The sequence below is a fragment of the Picosynechococcus sp. NKBG15041c genome (genome assembly GCF_055380235.1).
This window is the reverse complement of the sequence record NZ_AP040363.1, coordinates 315,240-332,237: the sequence shown is the minus strand read 5'-3', so window position 1 is coordinate 332,237 and position 16,998 is coordinate 315,240. Positions and strand designations below refer to the sequence as shown.

Sequence of the window (16,998 nt, the reverse complement as noted above, 5' to 3'; positions counted from 1 at the left end):
AAAAAAGTCGAATTACTCTCGGTAAATCTTAGTTCATCTAGTCCGCCCCGTAATGGCCCATGCCAGAAAATCTGCACAAAAATCCCTGGCGTTGCAACTGCGCTATTCTTGCCAATATTGCGATTCATTTAGAGCATCGGCACATATCATTTCTCCTTGGACAGTGCCGAAAATCCCTGGTTGTAATTCTTGCACTATCCAGGCATCGGTATGCTCTGGGGAAATTGGGTAGGGCGCCGTTAAGCCAAGAGCACTAGCCGGGGTAAATCCATATTTGCTGTAATATTCTGGGTAGCCCAGGACGAACACTAAATGAAAGCCTGCTGTTTTTAACTGGGTTAAACCTGCCTGGATCAACTGCCCACCAATACCTTGGTTTTGCGCACCTGGGTGGACCGCCAGGGGGGCTAAAATTGCTGCCGGACAGTCTGGTTGATCTTTAATCTTGACCGCTGAGAAGAGAATATGGCCGACGATCATCGTTTCGGCGATCGCCACCAGAGACAAACTGGGTTGGGCCGTCGGATCTGCGAGGAGATTTTGCACCAGCGAGGCGATCGCTGCCCCCTCCTCTGCGCCAAAAGCTTTTTTGATTACGGTGGAAATGGCATCCTCGTCTAATGCAGTCGCTTGCCGAATTTCAAAATGCACCATCATTTTCCCCAGTGAATCACAAGTTGCGAGGGCGATGTCATCAATTTTTCCCGCCAAGACCATAGATGTCAGCTAAATTTCACTTGACTGCCTATCCACGCCAGATCGCGTTAAGGATCGGCATCAGAGCAGATAGAATAATTGAGACAATTTCGAAAGTGAACGCAGTAGCCCTATGCCTCGCCGCGACGACATCAAAAAAATTCTAATCCTTGGTTCTGGCCCGATTGTGATTGGACAAGCCTGTGAGTTTGACTACTCTGGCACCCAATCCTGTAAGGCGCTGCGGGAGGAAGGCTATGAAGTGGTTTTGGTGAACTCCAACCCCGCCACTATTATGACGGATCCTGAAACCGCCGACCGTACCTACATCGAACCGATCACCCCAGAAATTGTCGCCAAAGTGATCGAAAAAGAGCGTCCCGATGCCCTACTCCCCACCATGGGCGGCCAAACTGCCCTCAATACCGCCGTTTCCCTCGCAAAAAATGGCACCCTCGACAAATACAATGTGGAGCTAATCGGCGCGAAATTAGAGGCGATCGAAATGGCAGAAGACCGCGACCTCTTCAAACAAGCGATGGCGCGGATCGGTGTACCTGTTTGTCCATCGGGCATCGCCAGCAACCTCGATGAAGCCAAAGCGGTCGCCGAAGAAATTGGCAGCTATCCGTTGATTATTCGTCCTGCCTTCACCATGGGCGGCACTGGAGGCGGCATTGCCTACAATCAAGAAGAATACGAAAAGATGGCGAAATTCGGGATTGAGTGCTCCCCGATGTCCCAAATTCTCGTGGAAAAATCCCTCCTCGGCTGGAAGGAATATGAGCTAGAGGTGATGCGGGATCTGGCCGATAACGTGGTGATTATTTGCTCCATCGAAAACCTTGACCCGATGGGGGTACACACAGGGGATTCGATCACCGTTGCCCCAGCCCAAACCTTGACAGATAAAGAATATCAACGGCTGCGGGATTATTCGCTGAAAATTATTCGAGAAATTGGTGTCGAAACGGGCGGCTCCAACATTCAGTTCTCGGTGAATCCGTTGAATGGGGATGTGATCGTCATTGAAATGAACCCCCGGGTTTCCCGTTCCTCGGCCTTGGCCTCCAAGGCAACGGGCTTCCCGATCGCCAAATTTGCGGCGAAGTTGGCGGTGGGTTACACGCTGGACGAGATTTCCAACGACATTACAAAGAAAACCCCTGCTTCTTTCGAGCCAACCATTGATTACGTTGTTACGAAAATTCCGCGCTTTGCCTTTGAGAAATTCCCTGGGTCTTCGCCTGTTCTCACCACCCAAATGAAATCTGTGGGCGAGGCGATGGCGATCGGGCGCACCTTCCAAGAATCCTTCCAAAAGGCGTTACGTTCGCTGGAAACCGGGCGGTTTGGTTTTGGGTGCGATCGCCAAGAAACCCTCCCCAGTTTGAGCCATGTGTCTAGCAGTTTACGCACGCCTAACCCCGACCGGATTTACAGCATTTACCACGCGCTGAAATTGGGCATGACCGTCGAAGAAATTCATGAACTGACGGCGATCGACATTTGGTTCCTCGACAAACTGGCAGATTTGCTGGTCACCGAACGCTTCATGAAACAGACTTCCCTCACGGAAATCTCTGCCGAAAATATGCGGGTGATCAAACAACAGGGATTTAGCGATCGCCAAATTGCCTACGCCACCAAAACCAATGAAGATGCGGTGCGCGCCTACCGCAAATCCCTTGGCATTGTGCCTGTGTATAAAGTAGTGGATACCTGCGCCGCCGAATTTGAAGCCTTTACGCCCTACTACTACTCCACTTATGACGGAACGGAAACCGAGGTGATCCCCTCCGACAAACAAAAGGTGATGATCCTCGGTGGCGGGCCCAACCGCATTGGACAAGGGATCGAATTTGACTATTGCTGTTGCCATGCCGCTTTTTCCTTGAGTGATGCGGGCTACGAAACGATCATGGTCAACTCCAACCCTGAAACGGTTTCCACGGACTACGACACCAGCGATCGCCTCTATTTTGAACCCCTGACTAAGGAAGATGTCCTCAATATTATCGAAGCCGAAAACCCCGTCGGCGTGATCATCCAGTTCGGTGGCCAAACCCCCCTGAAACTGGCTGTGCCGTTGGAAAAATATCTCAACGCCTCCGACTGCCCCGTGCAAACGAAAATCTGGGGAACCCAACCCGATGCGATCGACACCGCCGAGGACCGCGAACGCTTCGAGAAAATTCTCCATGCCCTCGATATTATTCAACCTGCCAATGGTATTGCCCGCGACTACCACGAAGCCCAACGGGTGGCGAACCGGGTGGGTTATCCCGTTGTAGTGCGTCCCTCCTATGTGCTCGGGGGTCGGGCGATGGAAATCGTCTATTCCGACGAAGAATTAGAACATTACATGGTCTATGCGGTGCAGGTGGAACCTGATCACCCGATTTTGGTGGATAAATTCCTTGAAAATGCCATTGAAGTCGATGTGGATGCCCTCTGCGATCGCACTGGCAAAGTAGTCATTGGCGGCATCATGGAACACATCGAAGAAGCAGGGATTCACTCCGGCGATTCCGCCTGTTCCCTGCCCCATACCTCCCTTGCCGACGAAGTGTTGACCACGATCCGCGAATGGACTGTCAAACTTGCCCGTACCTTAAAAGTCGTCGGTTTGATGAACATTCAATATGCCGTCAAAGATAACCAAGTCTATATCCTCGAAGCAAACCCCCGGGCTTCTCGTACTGTACCGTTTGTCTCGAAGGCAACGGGCCGCCCCCTCGCGAAAATTGCCTCTTTGGTAATGTCTGGTAAAACCCTCGATGAATTGGGTGTGGACGGTGAGATTATCACCAAACATATTGCCGTGAAAGAAGCAGTCCTCCCTTTCAACAAATTTGAGGGCACAGATACATTACTCGGGCCTGAAATGCGATCGACTGGGGAAGTAATGGGCATCGATGTGGACTTTGGGAAAGCCTTTGCCAAAGCAGAACTTGGGGCAGGGGTGCAGCTCGCCACCGAAGGTACAATCTTCGTTTCCATGGATGATCGCAATAAGGAAGCGGCTGTCCCGGTGGTGAAAGATCTCATTGAGTTAGGTTTCCGGGTTGTGGCAACATCCGGCACTCGCAAGGTTTTGTTAGACAACGGTATTGAGGATGTGGAACTCGTTTTAAAACTCCATGAAGGCCGTCCCCATGTGGTCGATTGGATGAAAAATGGCTGGATCCAGTTCATCATTAATACGCCTTCTGGTGAAGAGTCCCAAACTGATGGGCGGATGATTCGTCGTACTGCCCTTGACTATAAGCTGCCAATTATTACTACCTTGGCTGGGGCAAGGGCCACAGTGGCGGCAATTCGTTCCTTACAGGATCACCCCCTTGATGTGAAGCCATTGCAGGAATATCTCAATGTTTAATCTTTGCTTCAAATAAATTTATGGCGATCTCTTAAGGAGACGCTAGGCGATCGCCTTCTGGAGAAATCTGGGGGGCGATCGCCATTATTGATCGAATACAATAGCGATATAGAATCTCTTAAAAATTCCGATGAAATTAAAAGTCATTGTTTGGCAGGAAGAAGATGTTTGGTGTGCCAGCGTGCCTGCATTAGAGGGTTGCCATACATGGGGTGAAAGCTATGATCATGTGATGGAAATGGTAAAAGAGGCAATTGAATGCTGGTTAGAAGTTGCTAATGAACAAGAATTTCCCACCGAAACCCAGCAATTAGTTGAGATTTCTGTATGAAACAAATCTCAGGAAAAAAGCTCTGTAAAGTTCTTGAAAAATTAGGGTAGCAATTGGCCAGAGTTAGGGGAAGTCACTACGTTTACACAAAAACCAATAGCCCAAAAATTATTGTGATTCCTATTCATGGAAATCGAGATTTACCTACAGGTACACTTCGAGGCATTCTCAAGGATGCAGGACTAACTGAAAACGATCTTTAGCTCGCCTTCTGGAGAAATCTGGGGGGCGATCGCCATATTAAGACCTGAGATAGACTGGGAAGAAGGGAATCTAGAGTCAATATGCCAAGAAAAATCAGGGAATTAAAAGCAGAAATTGCTCGTATCGGCTTTGTCTGTTTGCCAAAACGAAGAAAAGGGAGTCATGAACGTTGGAAACATCCCAAATTGCGGAAAACCCTAACAATTTCGGGCAAAGATGGTAGTGATGTCCCATTTTATTTAGAAAAGCAGCTGAAGCAACTTTTGGCAGAATTAGAACAATTAGGAGATGACTGAGAATGATGTATCAATACAGCATGATGATTCAATGGTCAGAAGAAGATCAATTATTTTTAGTGACTATTCCTGAATTTATTGATCTCGTGGTGATGCCTTGTACCCATGGTAAAAGTCGTGAAGAAGCGATTCGGAATGGAGAGGAAGTGATTGAGATGTATCTCGAAAGTTGGGTACTAGAAGGACAGCCTATCCCCCAGCCCATGACCCTCCAGCCTGCTGCATAATCTCGCCTTCTAGAGAAATTTAGGAGGCGATCGCCTGTCTAATATATTGGAAATGGAATTCCGACCAAAGTACAACTCATCATCCGATTGCACCATGAGCCAACCCACCATTTTATTTTCGCAGCATGGCATGGGCGAAGGTAATCAAAAAATGCAGGTTTTAGCCCAGCGTGTTGCTACGCAAGAAACACATATCATTGTGCCGGAATTGAATTTTGTAACAACTTTTTTGAAGCTTGATCCGCTTATTAAAGCCGTAGAAAGATCTGCCGCGGCGGCTCTCAGGCGATCGCCTGAGCTTCCATTCCAAGTGATTGGTTTTTCCCTGGGGGGTGTATTGTGGGTTGAGGTGCTAGCAAGAAATCCAAGCTGGCTAGAGCGTTTGACCGGTTTTGTTCTGTTGGGTTCACCGCTTCGAGGTGCTTCTTTGGCGAGAACCGTCGATCCCTTCGGTTGGGGACTGGGAATAGCCCAGGAATTGGGACGAAATCGCCAATATCTTGCTGAAAAAATCACTCAACGAATTCCCACCCTTGTCATCGCTGGAAGTCTTAACCAAGGAAGCGATGGCGTAATTCCTGTTGAATCGACCCGATTACAGTACACCCACTTTTTCCAACGGGATGGTGTTCGTCATCAAGATTTGGCAATCGACATACTCGTCAGTAAAAAAATTAAAGCCTTTTTGGCAAATCCAGTTTTTCCCACGCCCGAACATTCTCGACTCACCGGTCTGATTGAACATTTTCAGCATGTTGAGGGGATCACCCCCGCCGATGAACGCGATTTTCCTAAGGCAGCAATTTGCCATACTTTTACGGACGGAATTACCCTACGCGAATGGGTGAATCCTATGGGTGTTAGACATATTTTTATCGCCGATCCTGGGGGGAATTGCCGATTTTCTGCCTTTACAGGTTGGGTACATGACAAGGCTCTTCGGAGGGCGATCGCCCAAGCCCAAAATTTTTGATCTAACGCTATCAGTGGGAAATCGCCTGTAGAATTTGCAGATGTTTATCCACAGAATTAAGAGTATTAGCGGCGATCATCCCAGAACCTGCCACCGCCGGAATGCCGATTCCTGGAAATGTGGAATCTCCACAACAAAATAGCTGTTTGAGCGGTGTGGTGCAGCCCGGAAAACGTTCTTTTCCTGCTTGTAACTCCGGGCCGTAGGTGCCGCGATCGCGTCGCAGAAAACGAGCATGGGTCAAGGGTGTCCCCACGAGGGTTAATTCTGTGCGTTGGCGAATATCGGGAATGATTTTTTCTAAAGCTTGCCAAAGCACTTGGGAACGTTCTTCTTTTAACACTTGATATTCCGGAGATTTTTGGTCTAATTTTGCCCAGGGTGCATACGCTTCTGTGGCGGGCAGATAAACATGGATACTGTGCTTTCCTGAGGGAGCTAAGCTTGGATCAAGCACAGACGGAATCGAAACGGCGACGACATTCTGGGCTGCAGCAACGCCTTTTTCCCAATCATTTACAACTAAGTAATGGCACTCTAAGTCGTCGGGCAAATTGCTGCCATCGATACCCAAATGGAGGTGCATAAAACTGCGGCAGGGTTGCATTCGCTCCGCCCGCTGCTGCCATTTCTGAGGAATCTGTTGCGGCTCAATTAACTTGAGGGTATCCCAAATCGAAGCATTAGAAACAACCGCACGGGTTGCTTGGATAGTTTCTCCATTGCGCAGTTGCACCCCCGTAGCGCGGCCATTTTTGGTCAGGATTTTAGCGACATGGCTATTGAGTCGTAGTTCACCGCCAAATTTTTCGAGGCCCCGCACGAGAGCTGCGGCGATCGCCCCACTGCCCCCCTGGGGATAATCCAGGAGCACTTGGGGGCGATACCAGTCGGCAAACATAAAGGCCATTTCTGCGCAGACCGTCCCATTGGCAGGCAAACCAGACAGCATGAAGCACAGTAAATCCAACCAGTTGCGAATGAAAGGATCATGAATAATGCGATTCATCACCCGGCTGAAGGGGGCATTGAGTTGTGGTGCATAGGGGAGATAGGGCAGGAGTGTTTTGGCGTATTTCCCGACAGTACGAATGGCGCCCAAGTCTTCTCGAAAGGCAGCTAAAGGGAGCTTTGTGGCCGCTTCCCCAAGGGGACGCATGACTTCTTGGAGTTTGCGCCATTGGGGAATCGCTTCGGCTTTGCCCATCTGGGTCAACATTTCACAGAAGCCATCACCACCAACGGCAGCACGAAAGTAACCTTCCGGTAAATGAACGCCCCAGGCGTCGTAAGTGAGCCATGGGCAATCTTCTTCGAGTAGATCGAGCACTTGGCGCAACGGATTTGGGGAAGGACTGTAGGAAAGGCCGGAATAGAGAGAGGGGCCAGAGTCGAAATGGTAGCCTTGTCTGGTGAAACTGTGGGCGGCACCGCCGGCGATCGCATGGCTTTCTAAAACGAGAACATCATAGCCAGATCGCGCTAGGAGCCCTGCACAACATAGGCCGCCAATACCGCTGCCAATCACAATAATTTCTGGATCCCGTGCCATACCCTCGTTTTCCTGAATACTACTGCTGAGGTATGGTAAACGGTTTTTAGAAGAATTTTTCGAAGAGGAGGGGGGCAAAACGATTCAGGAGATAGAAAAAGACCAGAAATAGAATGATTTTGTTGATGATCATATCCCACCGTTTTTTCGGGAGGGTATGGTCGGGATAGGTCAATTTCCAACGACGTTTGCTGGCAGCTTTCAACAAAATTGCTGGGGTGATCGGCAGGGAATCAACACGTTTGTAGGGAGGTTTGACGAAAAAACCGCCAATGTTGAGGCCCGATTCTCCATGGTGGAAATACCAAAGATAGCCATCGAGATCGACTTTGAAGGCTTGGGCAAATTTTTCGATGAAGGTCGCGCAATCGTCCCCCTGAATATCGAAGGTGCTAAAAATATCGGTGTCTTCGGTGAGGCGATCGCCTGTTGCGTCAGGAATTTCCTGCTGGATAAAGCGGTAGATATCAGTGATGGTTTTGGTGGCCATGGCAATTTCTAATTACTCTCTAAAATCTGGTCATCTAGGCTGAAATCAACCGTTGCCTGATCCCGTCCGGTGGCAAGGTAATCGTTCTGGAAAGAATCCCGAAGACCGTTCACCAAATCATATTTCGGCCGCCAATTGAGGTCATTAAGGGCTTTGTTGATGTCGGCCATGAAATGCTGGCCTCGGATCGGGAAGGCTTTGCGTTTACCAAGGTCAAAATTTTTCGGATTGTAATAAACCAAATCCAGATCATCAGGATTTTTGCCAGCAGCAATCGCACAAGCTTTGGCCAACCCCGTAAAGGTGACAAAGCGATCGCCGGAAATATTGTAAATTTGCCCGACGGCTTTCGGGTTACCCAGCACGGCGGCCATTGCTGTGGCTAAATCGTAGACGTGACCAAATTGGGTAATTAGCTTGCCATCACCAGGAATCGGGATTGGGCGATCTCGCACGATGCGATCAAAAAACCAAGCTTCCAAATCATTGTAATTTTTCGGGCCATAGATGTAGGTGGGGCGGATCGCAGTCCAGGGCAAACCGCTGGTCGCTAAATAAGCTTCCGTTTCGTGTTTACCCCTGTGGCGACTGTTGGGATCGACCGGATCTGCTTCTTTGTGGGGCGGTTGGTCAGTGGGGAGATAGACCCCCGCAGAACTGACATACACAAAATGCTTGATTTGCCCGGCAAAAATTTCAGCGAGGGGTTTGGTATGGGCAAGTTCGCGCCCATTGTTATCAAAAACCACATCGAAGCTTTCTCCGGCGAGCTTCGTTTTTAGCTGCTCTGGGTCTTGGCGATCGCCCACAATCTGTCCCACCCCAGCAGGGGCCGGGTGATTACCGCGATTAAAAAGTACCACTTCATGGCCCGCTTTTTGGAGAACCTGGGTTAAGTAAACCCCAATAAAGCGAGTGCCACCAATGATTAAAATTCGCATAGTTGTTTCCTGTTTCCCAGAGGGCGATCGCATCAACATTTTAGTTTATCGGATAGGGTCACCCAAGCCAGGTGCAACCCTAAACAATCAGGAATACTCCTTGATGGAGACGAGGCGATCGCCCGCAGCATCCCAGAGAATAAATCCAGAACAATGGAGCATATCCTTAATCCCTAGGGTTTTTACCTTGCCGAGAAGATGCAAATTCTGTTTATGACAAGCACGGAGATTATAATTAGGGATTTTTTCTGACAAATGGTGGATGCTATGGTAGCCAATATCTGCCGTAAACCAGTTCAAAACCGCAGGTAACTTGAGATAGCTACTGCCTTCAACGGCCCCCAATAAATAATCCCAACCCTCTGTTTTATGGGCATAAGCATCTTCAAAATTATGCTGTACAAAAAAGACAGCAATAAAGACCGCCGCCGCAAGCATGAGCACGAGAGCATAGACAGTAAGAAAGAACCCAGCCCCCATGAGATTAGAAAAGAAAACCCAGCTAGATATGACAACAATATTATTCAAAAAAACATCCCAAAACTCAGCTTCTGTCCCCCAATATTTGGGCTTGTGAGATGATTTTATGTCCGCAAATGTCACCTTCGGATCTCGTCGAAGACAATTAAACGAGTGGCGCATAAAATCAAAAATTCCCAGCAATAAAATTAGTCTTGGCTTAAAGGCCAGGTAGAAAAATCCCCCTACCAAAGTCATGAAAGGATGTCGGGTGTAGCGATATAATTTCTGACCAGATTCACTGAGCTGCTCGTATTCTTGGGTCGATAAAAAATCACCAATTCCTCGATATCTTTCCCAATCTCCATTTGTTTTGTGATGATAGGCATGGTCTCTAGCCCACCAATATTGAGGCATTGCATTGATTGCCCCAAAAACAAAGCCAACAATTCGATTGGCAAGCTTAGAGGTGAATAAAGAATTATGCCCACAGTCATGCATTAATGAGAAACACCGCAGCGAAAATAGAACGATCAGAATAATAATCGGCGGCAAAAATAACAGAGAAATTTTTGATGTATAAAAGGCCAGATACCAGAGCAAAAAGTAGGGAATCAAGGTATTTAAAACTTGATAGGCCGCTTTTAGATTATTGCTTCTCATGTAAGGCTGGAGGATGAAATCAGATTTTTTAATGACAGTTTCCATGTAGAGATGGGGCTTTAGGTGAAACATCAAGGCTGCGGGAGCCTGGGGATTTTTTAATCCCAAAAAAGCAAGATCTGATTCTAATGTATATTTCAGCCAGATGCTTTTACCCTAACAAACTTGGGTAGTCACTGCCTTGTAGATTGTCGCCACCTCAAAAAAAAATACAGAACTCTTTCATCAGATTGATTTATGAATGGCAAATTCAGTGATAAATAAAAAACTAAATATGTCAGCTCAAAGACATGATCCTGTTTGTTGCTACTCAGGTTTGATGATCGTACATTTGGTGGCGATCGCCTGGGTCCTCTCAGGGCTTTAATCATTTTTTGCAACAAACTGTTACATTGAGGAGAGAATTTGTCTGCTTTTTTATTCTCCCGTCCCAAGAACCATGAGCGAACCTAGCACAATTACTGAAAAGACCCCAGAAGCCACCGAGCCTAAGCCGACCTATGTCAAGCTCGCCATGCGAAATATGGTGCGCAAAGGGGGCAAGTCCCTTTGGCACTTCTTCTTGACCACCATGGGCCTCTTGACGGTGCTTGTGACCTTGGCCTATTTCACCCGGTAAGGGCTGATTCTATGGATTGCGAAATTTTTGTTGAGAATAACTCTGGTTTAGACTTACCAGAGTTGGCGATCGCCCCCTGGGAAAATCACCTCAATCGGTGGTTAGGGGAATTAGCCGGTGAGTTACCCCCTGCCGATGGCTATGAATTAACCCTCCGCTTCACCCATGATGGGGAAATTCAGGCCCTTAACCATCAGTATCGCCAAAAAGATCAGCCTACGGATGTTTTGTCCTTTGCGGCTTTAGAGGATAATTTTGGGAGTCCATTACCCCCAGGAGAGGCGCTCTATTTAGGAGATATCATCGTTTCGGTAGATACTGCCCAACGACAGGCCCAGGAGCAGAATCATAGTTTACAAACAGAACTGGGTTGGTTGGTAAGCCATGGCCTATTGCACCTTTTGGGCTGGGACCATCCTGATGAAGATCAACTGCTACAAATGCTCAATCGTCAGGGCGTCCTCTTGCGAAACGTACAACTTATTCCATAATGGGGTGATCTGACGAGGGACAAGATGACACAACAAAAAAAACTCCTCTCGCCCCCAGAGCGGGACCGGCGATCGCTCGCTTGGAAAGTCGCTCCCGATCTATTCGCCAGTTTCCGGTATGCTTGGCAGGGGCTTGCCTATGCCACCCGTACCCAACGAAATTTTCGGATTCACCTGGCGATCGCCTTGTTCGTTTGGACAATGTGCTGGCTCCTGTCTTTAACTTATCTAGAAACCGCACTGCTGACGGCGATGGTGGCCTTGGTACTCGTTTTAGAGTTACTCAACACAGCCCTAGAGTCGGTGGTCGATCTGACAGTACAGCAGACTTACCACGAGTTAGCGAAGATCGCGAAGGACTGCGCCGCCGCTGCTGTCCTTATTGGGGCGATCGCCTCCGTGGCCATTGCCAGCTTGATTGCCTTTCCCCACTTCCGTGCGTTCCTCGAGCCTGCTATCTTACCCCTATAAAAATTTTTCCCCAGAAAACCCGACCGCTTCCCTAGCCCGTGAGCGAAATTCCCCAACTACCGGAAGGAGTGTGACCCCTTTGATTATTGTCATCGACAACTATGACAGCTTCACCTATAACCTCGTCCAATACCTCGGCGAACTCGGCCAAGAGCTGCCCGTTGCCAAACAGATTGAAGTGTATCGCAACGATAAAATCAGCCTGGCAGAAATCCGTGCCAAACAGCCCGATGGCATTGTGATCTCCCCTGGCCCCGGTCGGCCAGAAGATGCAGGCATTTCCCTCGATGTGATTAAGCAGTTGGGTCAGGAACTTCCAATCCTAGGCGTTTGTCTGGGACACCAAAGTATTGGTCAGGTATTTGGGGGGGCGATCGTCGGCGCAGAAACATTGATGCATGGCAAAATTTCAGACATTTACCACGCCAATCAAGGCGTCTTTGCGGGGCTCGAAAATCCTTTCCCGGCGACCCGATACCATAGCCTCGTCATTGATAAAACCAGTTGCCCTGATTGTTTAGAGGTTACGGCTTGGGTCGATGACGGTACGATTATGGGCGTACAACACCGGGATTACCCCCATATCCAAGGGGTCCAGTTCCACCCTGAAAGTATCTTGACCACCGCCGGGAAGCAACTTTTGCGCAATTTTCTTGTTTCCCTGGCACCTGTGCCAATGCTTACCCAGAATTCGTGAGGACTTTTGACAACACACCATGAAACGTAGACAGTTTATTCAGACCGCAGGGATCAGTGCCGCCGGGGCGATCGCTGGCTTTTCTTTCCTCACTAAGGGAACCGCCCAGGCCCAAACCGGGAGCCTGGATATCGAATGGTTCGGTCACACCTGCTTCACCGTTAGTGGTGCGGGGACAAAAGTCTTGATCAATCCTTTCCAGGCCATTAGTTGCACCGCTGGCTATCGGGCAACGTTCCCCAGCACAGACCTGGTGCTTTTGAGTAGTCAATTGCTCGATGAGGGCTACACCGGAAATATCCCGCGCGATCGCCGGACTTTATTTCAACCAGGCCAGTATCCCGTCAACAACATTACCTTCAACGGTATTCGCCTAGCCCATGCGAACATCGACCGCTATCGGAGCTGGCGTTTTCCTCCCAATGTCGCTTGGAGTTGGCGGCAGGGGGGCATTAGCATCCTTCACCTTGGAGGCGCTGGGCAAGAACTAGACATCGACGATTTCATCTTGATTGGTGGCAGTCCAGATGTCCTGATGATTCCTGTCGGTGGCACCGATGCGGATCCTAACAATATCCCCCCGAAAGGCTATACCCCAGCCCAAGCCGTCCAAGCGTTGGCTGTCCTAAAGCCAAAAATCATCATCCCCACCCACTATAAAACCAGTGCAGGGGATGAAACCTGCGGTCTCCAGCCCCTAAATACATTCCTGGATCTCATTGATCGCGATGGGATGCGGGTGACCAATGTTGCTTCTAATCGCTTTCAGGTGAACCGAGCCGCCCTCTCCCAGACGCTGCCTGAAATTAAAGTGCTAAGCGATCGCCCTGTTTTGCGTACCTAGGGGGAGTACTCTATGTCCCGTTATCAGTAGATCCCCAGGCTTTTGGGGATTTTTTTGTGCACTGATCCATTCCCAAAAATAGATTTTGAGCTTTGATCTCCTCAGTGCCCAGGAAAACAGTCAATTCCGTTTATTATCTGGAAAAATTAAAATCTCCCGTTGTCTTTTCCCCATGTCTATGCAGTATTTTTTTCTCACCGAAGGTTGGCATATTGGCCGAGTTTGGGAGCCCGGTGGCCTCTGGGATATCCTATCCTGGCGTCGCCCTCCCCAAATTCAACGCACAAATATCGCCATGGAAAACCAGGGAGAGCGCCTTTGGCTCTACCAAGTAGAAGACCCCATCTTGATGCTAGAAGTCAGCCCCGACCCGGCAGTTGTCAAAACCGAAAATATTGGCCAGGTCATGATCAAACGACTTATGGGCCCCGAAGAGGCGATCGCCCAGCTCAACCAAGCCAGTAGCATCTACAAAGATCCAGACCCAAGTCCTTAGAACCATTACATTTCCTGCAATACGCTTGCCAAGCCCTCTAACAATAGTTACACTTCTTTAAACAATCTTCCCCCTAAACCCCGCACAAGCCCCTTGTATCGCAGTTTAGAGAGAAGAAAAAAAGCTTAAGTCCCTTGGACAACTAGCAATAACAAAACAACTTTCTTGAGGATGCTTTGTAAACTTTTGTGAATTTTTTCCACGAAAACTTTTATCAAAGTCTACAAAGACATTGCCGTCAAAAAGCCGTTTCAACCCAAAATCTTTCCCAAAAGTAAGATTAAAGGTTGTTTTCCTCGGTTCAGACCAATCCTCGTTAATAATGAGAAAATATTTGGTCATAGTAGACACGATTGTTTAGGAGGAGAGTAGTCAATGGGACTACCTTGGTACCGCGTACATACAGTCGTCCTTAACGACCCAGGTCGTCTGATTTCTGTACACCTCATGCACACTGCGCTTGTCGCAGGTTGGGCTGGCTCAATGGCCCTCTATGAGCTAGCAACATTTGATCCCAGTGATCCCGTCCTCAACCCCATGTGGCGGCAGGGCATGTTCGTACTACCGTTCATGGCACGGTTGGGCGTAACAGGTTCCTGGAACGGCTGGGACATCACTGGCGCTGCCGGAAGCAACCCTGGTTTCTGGTCTTTTGAAGGCGTTGCCGCTGCACATATTGTTTTATCCGGTCTATTATTCCTCGCTGCCGTTTGGCACTGGGTTTATTGGGACCTCGATCTTTTCGTCGATTCCCGCACTGGTAAGCCCGCGTTGGACTTACCCAAAATGTTTGGGATTCACCTATTCCTTTCTGGTCTTCTTTGTTTCGGCTTTGGCGCTTTCCACCTGAGTGGCGTCTGGGGACCAGGAATGTGGGTCTCTGATCCCTACGGCATCACAGGCCATGTCCAAGCTGTTGCACCCGATTGGGGCCCCAGCGGGTTTAACCCCTTCAGCCCTGGTGGCGTCGTTGCCCACCACATTGCAGCTGGGATTGTTGGCATCATTGCTGGCCTATTCCACCTCAGTGTTCGTCCGCCTGAGCGTTTATACAAGGCGCTCCGGATGGGGAACATTGAAACGGTTCTCTCCAGCAGTATTGCTGCGGTTTTCTTTGCTGCATTTATCGTTGCCGGTACCATGTGGTATGGCAACGCTACCACCCCCATCGAACTTTTTGGCCCGACCCGCTATCAGTGGGATCAGGGGTATTTCCAAAATGAAATTCAGCGCCGTGTGGATGCAGAAATTGCGGCGGGTGCGACCCCTGAAGAAGCCTGGAACACTATTCCTGAAAAACTTGCTTTCTACGACTATGTCGGTAACAGCCCCGCTAAAGGTGGTTTGTTCCGTACAGGGCCGATGGTGCAAGGGGATGGTATCGCCCAAGCTTGGGTTGGTCACCCAGTCTTTACAGATGCTGAGGGCCGTGAGCTTTTCGTTCGTCGGATGCCTAACTTCTTCGAGACTTTCCCTGTCGTCATGACTGATGCCGATGGTGTGATCCGGGCCGATATTCCTTTCCGTCGTTCTGAGTCTAAGTTCTCTATTGAGCAAACTGGTGTCACGGTTTCTTTCTATGGTGGTGAGTTGAATGGTCAATCCTTCAGCGATGCTGCAACGGTAAGAAAGTATGCTCGTCGGGCTCAATTGGGTGAGTCGTTTGAATTCGACACTGAAACCTTGGGTTCTGATGGTGTATTCCGCACTAGCCCCCGTGGTTGGTTCACTTTTGGTCACGCTGTTTTTGCGCTCTTGTTCTTCTTTGGCCACATCTGGCATGGCTCTCGGACTCTGTACCGAGATGTATTTGCTGGGGTTGACCCTGAATTGGCTGAAACTCAGGTTGAGTGGGGCTATTTCCAGAAGCTTGGTGACAAAACGACTCGCACCAACAAGGCTTAATTTACAGTTTGTCTAAATAGTTGATGCTAGTTCAGCTGTAAAGCTGCTTTCTCAACGCTTCAACAAAATAATTCCGGAGAGGGAAGACTCAATTAGGTCCCCCTCTTTTTTTGTAGCTGGGGGAGGGACAAGTGGCGGTTTTCTACACTGGTTGCTGCGGGTTGAGATTTTGCACAATGGGGGTACTATCCCGTTCGAGACTTGGAACTCAACATCGCTATGGCTCTTTCCCCAAAAGCTCTCTACGATTGGTATCGTAATACTCTGCGCAATCCGAAATATCGTTGGTGGATTATTCTGGCGACCTTGGCTTATTTAGTGAGCCCTATCGATGTGATACCGGATTTTTTGCCGATCGCCGGACAGATCGATGATCTAATGCTTGTGAGTTTATTGATTGCGGAACTGTCCCAGCTGGCCCTGGATTTTTATCAAAAGCGGCCGCAAAAGAGATCCACCGATGAATCGACACCGGGGAAAGCAAAAACGACGGTGGACATTCCCTCTGTTTCTGTCGATGAGCGTTAGTGCAACGTTTGTATGAGTAAAAAGGCGATCGCCCCGCTGCCGACGGGTACAAGAAAGTTATCGATGCCAAACTGGGCAATGCTTTCAAAAGATGTGGCACAGAGGGCAACGATGAGGGCGATCGTCAATTTTTGCCAGAGCAACAGATCAAAATTCAAAAATAATAAACAGCAAATCAAAAAAGCAACGCCAAACATGGTGGCGGTCCCTTCAAGACTTTTTTTATTGCCGAAAATTTCGTAGGGATGTTTGCCAAACTGACTCCCGATTACCGCAGCGAGGCCATCACCCCAGGCCATCACTAGAATCCCTAGCACCGCAAACACGGGCTGCTGGATCGACCAAAACCACCAAATCAATAGACCAATACTAAGGGCATAGAAAAACGTACCCAAACTTTGGCGACCCACACTATTAACACTGGGAAGGATGGGGAGAAAGTAGGAACTCAGGGCAATTAGCCCAGCGATAAAGGCGGCCGCGATGCCAATTTCCATGGGAATGGCGAACCACCAGGCCAGCAGCAGCACATTCCCGCTGCCGATGTGGACGATTTTGCGGGTCAGTTCTGGACTAAGGTGATTTTTGCGGCTCAAGCCTTCGGCGATCGCCAACAGGATTCCCAGATAAATAATCACGGCCCCCAGGGGCATCCGGAGAGCCGGGGAAAAAATTTCGGCGACGAGATGATTGACGTCCATAAAAAGCGAAGGGCGAGATTGCTCCCGCCCCT

Annotated in this window: 20 protein-coding genes and 1 pseudogene; 14 read left to right on the top strand and 7 right to left on the bottom strand. The window is 49.0% G+C overall.

Going from position 1 to position 16,998, the window contains the following annotated elements; all coding sequences use genetic code 11:
- Positions 1-102 precede the first annotated feature (102 nt).
- Positions 103-717 carry a GNAT family N-acetyltransferase gene (locus ACZ45B_RS01620; RefSeq protein ID WP_236612513.1) on the bottom strand — a complete coding sequence of 205 codons (615 nt, stop codon included), beginning with the start codon at positions 715-717 and terminating at the stop codon, positions 103-105.
- A 112-nt stretch (positions 718-829) separates the two neighbouring features.
- Here ACZ45B_RS01620 and carB point away from each other — a divergent pair, with 112 nt between their 5' ends.
- The 6 genes and pseudogenes from carB to ACZ45B_RS01590 all read left to right on the top strand — a co-directional run bounded on the left by carB (position 830) and on the right by ACZ45B_RS01590 (position 6,109).
- Positions 830-4,078, top strand: a complete 3,249-nt coding sequence (gene carB / locus ACZ45B_RS01615) for a carbamoyl-phosphate synthase large subunit (RefSeq protein ID WP_024546786.1) — start codon at positions 830-832, stop codon at positions 4,076-4,078.
- A gap of 130 nt (positions 4,079-4,208) precedes the next feature.
- Entirely contained in the window at positions 4,209-4,409 is a 201-nt protein-coding gene (locus tag ACZ45B_RS01610; RefSeq protein ID WP_024546785.1) for a type II toxin-antitoxin system HicB family antitoxin, read from the top strand.
- Positions 4,406-4,612: pseudogene (locus ACZ45B_RS01605) on the top strand (type II toxin-antitoxin system HicA family toxin). Before ACZ45B_RS01610 ends, ACZ45B_RS01605 begins: the two are co-directional and overlap by 4 nt.
- 81 nt (positions 4,613-4,693) lie before the next feature.
- On the top strand, positions 4,694-4,909 hold the full coding sequence (locus ACZ45B_RS01600) for a type II toxin-antitoxin system HicA family toxin (protein ID WP_029681968.1): 216 nt from the start codon (positions 4,694-4,696) through the stop codon (positions 4,907-4,909).
- 2 nt (positions 4,910-4,911) lie between these two features.
- A complete protein-coding gene (locus ACZ45B_RS01595; protein ID WP_236612511.1) occupies positions 4,912-5,136 on the top strand; it encodes a type II toxin-antitoxin system HicB family antitoxin in 225 nt (74 codons plus the stop codon).
- Positions 5,137-5,230: 94 nt separating this feature from the next.
- Positions 5,231-6,109, top strand: coding sequence for an alpha/beta hydrolase (locus ACZ45B_RS01590; RefSeq protein ID WP_024546783.1), 879 nt, complete (start codon positions 5,231-5,233; stop codon positions 6,107-6,109).
- Between the two features lie 10 nt (positions 6,110-6,119).
- Here ACZ45B_RS01590 and ACZ45B_RS01585 read toward each other — a convergent pair whose 3' ends face one another.
- From ACZ45B_RS01585 to ACZ45B_RS01570, 4 genes are all read right to left on the bottom strand, one after another.
- Entirely contained in the window at positions 6,120-7,661 is a 1,542-nt protein-coding gene (locus ACZ45B_RS01585; protein WP_024546782.1) for a phytoene desaturase family protein, read from the bottom strand.
- Between the two features lie 46 nt (positions 7,662-7,707).
- Positions 7,708-8,151: a DUF1493 family protein gene (locus tag ACZ45B_RS01580; protein ID WP_024546781.1), complete on the bottom strand. Its 444-nt coding sequence runs from the start codon at positions 8,149-8,151 to the stop codon at positions 7,708-7,710.
- Positions 8,152-8,159: 8 nt separating this feature from the next.
- On the bottom strand, positions 8,160-9,092 hold the full coding sequence (locus tag ACZ45B_RS01575) for an NAD-dependent epimerase/dehydratase family protein (protein WP_024546780.1): 933 nt from the start codon (positions 9,090-9,092) through the stop codon (positions 8,160-8,162).
- Between the two features lie 87 nt (positions 9,093-9,179).
- Complete coding sequence (locus ACZ45B_RS01570; protein ID WP_024546779.1) at positions 9,180-10,259, bottom strand: fatty acid desaturase; 1,080 nt, start codon at positions 10,257-10,259, stop codon at positions 9,180-9,182.
- 394 nt (positions 10,260-10,653) lie between these two features.
- Here ACZ45B_RS01570 and ACZ45B_RS01565 point away from each other — a divergent pair, with 394 nt between their 5' ends.
- From ACZ45B_RS01565 to ACZ45B_RS01540, 6 genes are all read left to right on the top strand, one after another.
- Complete coding sequence (locus tag ACZ45B_RS01565; RefSeq protein ID WP_024546778.1) at positions 10,654-10,833, top strand: DUF3285 domain-containing protein; 180 nt, start codon at positions 10,654-10,656, stop codon at positions 10,831-10,833.
- Between the two features lie 11 nt (positions 10,834-10,844).
- Entirely contained in the window at positions 10,845-11,324 is a 480-nt protein-coding gene (gene ybeY / locus ACZ45B_RS01560) for an rRNA maturation RNase YbeY (protein ID WP_024546777.1), read from the top strand.
- Positions 11,325-11,348: 24 nt separating this feature from the next.
- On the top strand, positions 11,349-11,795 hold the full coding sequence (locus ACZ45B_RS01555) for a diacylglycerol kinase family protein (protein ID WP_024546776.1): 447 nt from the start codon (positions 11,349-11,351) through the stop codon (positions 11,793-11,795).
- A 79-nt stretch (positions 11,796-11,874) separates the two neighbouring features.
- Positions 11,875-12,492, top strand: a complete 618-nt coding sequence (locus ACZ45B_RS01550; protein ID WP_024546775.1) for an anthranilate synthase component II — start codon at positions 11,875-11,877, stop codon at positions 12,490-12,492.
- 19 nt (positions 12,493-12,511) lie between these two features.
- Positions 12,512-13,336 carry an MBL fold metallo-hydrolase gene (locus ACZ45B_RS01545; protein WP_024546774.1) on the top strand — a complete coding sequence of 275 codons (825 nt, stop codon included), beginning with the start codon at positions 12,512-12,514 and terminating at the stop codon, positions 13,334-13,336.
- 172 nt (positions 13,337-13,508) lie between these two features.
- A complete protein-coding gene (locus tag ACZ45B_RS01540) occupies positions 13,509-13,832 on the top strand; it encodes a hypothetical protein (protein WP_236612510.1) in 324 nt (107 codons plus the stop codon).
- A 105-nt stretch (positions 13,833-13,937) separates the two neighbouring features.
- Here the strand turns inward: ACZ45B_RS01540 and ACZ45B_RS01535 are convergent, their stop codons facing one another.
- Positions 13,938-14,183: a hypothetical protein gene (locus ACZ45B_RS01535; RefSeq protein ID WP_464674902.1), complete on the bottom strand. Its 246-nt coding sequence runs from the start codon at positions 14,181-14,183 to the stop codon at positions 13,938-13,940.
- Positions 14,184-14,207: 24 nt separating this feature from the next.
- Between ACZ45B_RS01535 and psbB the strand changes: the two genes are divergently transcribed.
- The gene (gene psbB, locus ACZ45B_RS01530) at positions 14,208-15,737 is read left to right on the top strand and encodes a photosystem II chlorophyll-binding protein CP47 (RefSeq protein ID WP_024546771.1); all 1,530 of its coding nucleotides are present in this window, start codon (positions 14,208-14,210) and stop codon (positions 15,735-15,737) included.
- A 219-nt stretch (positions 15,738-15,956) separates the two neighbouring features.
- Entirely contained in the window at positions 15,957-16,265 is a 309-nt protein-coding gene (locus ACZ45B_RS01525) for a YkvA family protein (protein ID WP_024546770.1), read from the top strand.
- On the opposite strand, the gene ACZ45B_RS01520 is transcribed toward ACZ45B_RS01525, so the two are convergent.
- Entirely contained in the window at positions 16,262-16,966 is a 705-nt protein-coding gene (locus tag ACZ45B_RS01520; RefSeq protein WP_024546769.1) for a diacylglycerol/polyprenol kinase family protein, read from the bottom strand. The genes ACZ45B_RS01525 and ACZ45B_RS01520 overlap by 4 nt on opposite strands.
- Positions 16,967-16,998 lie beyond the last annotated feature (32 nt).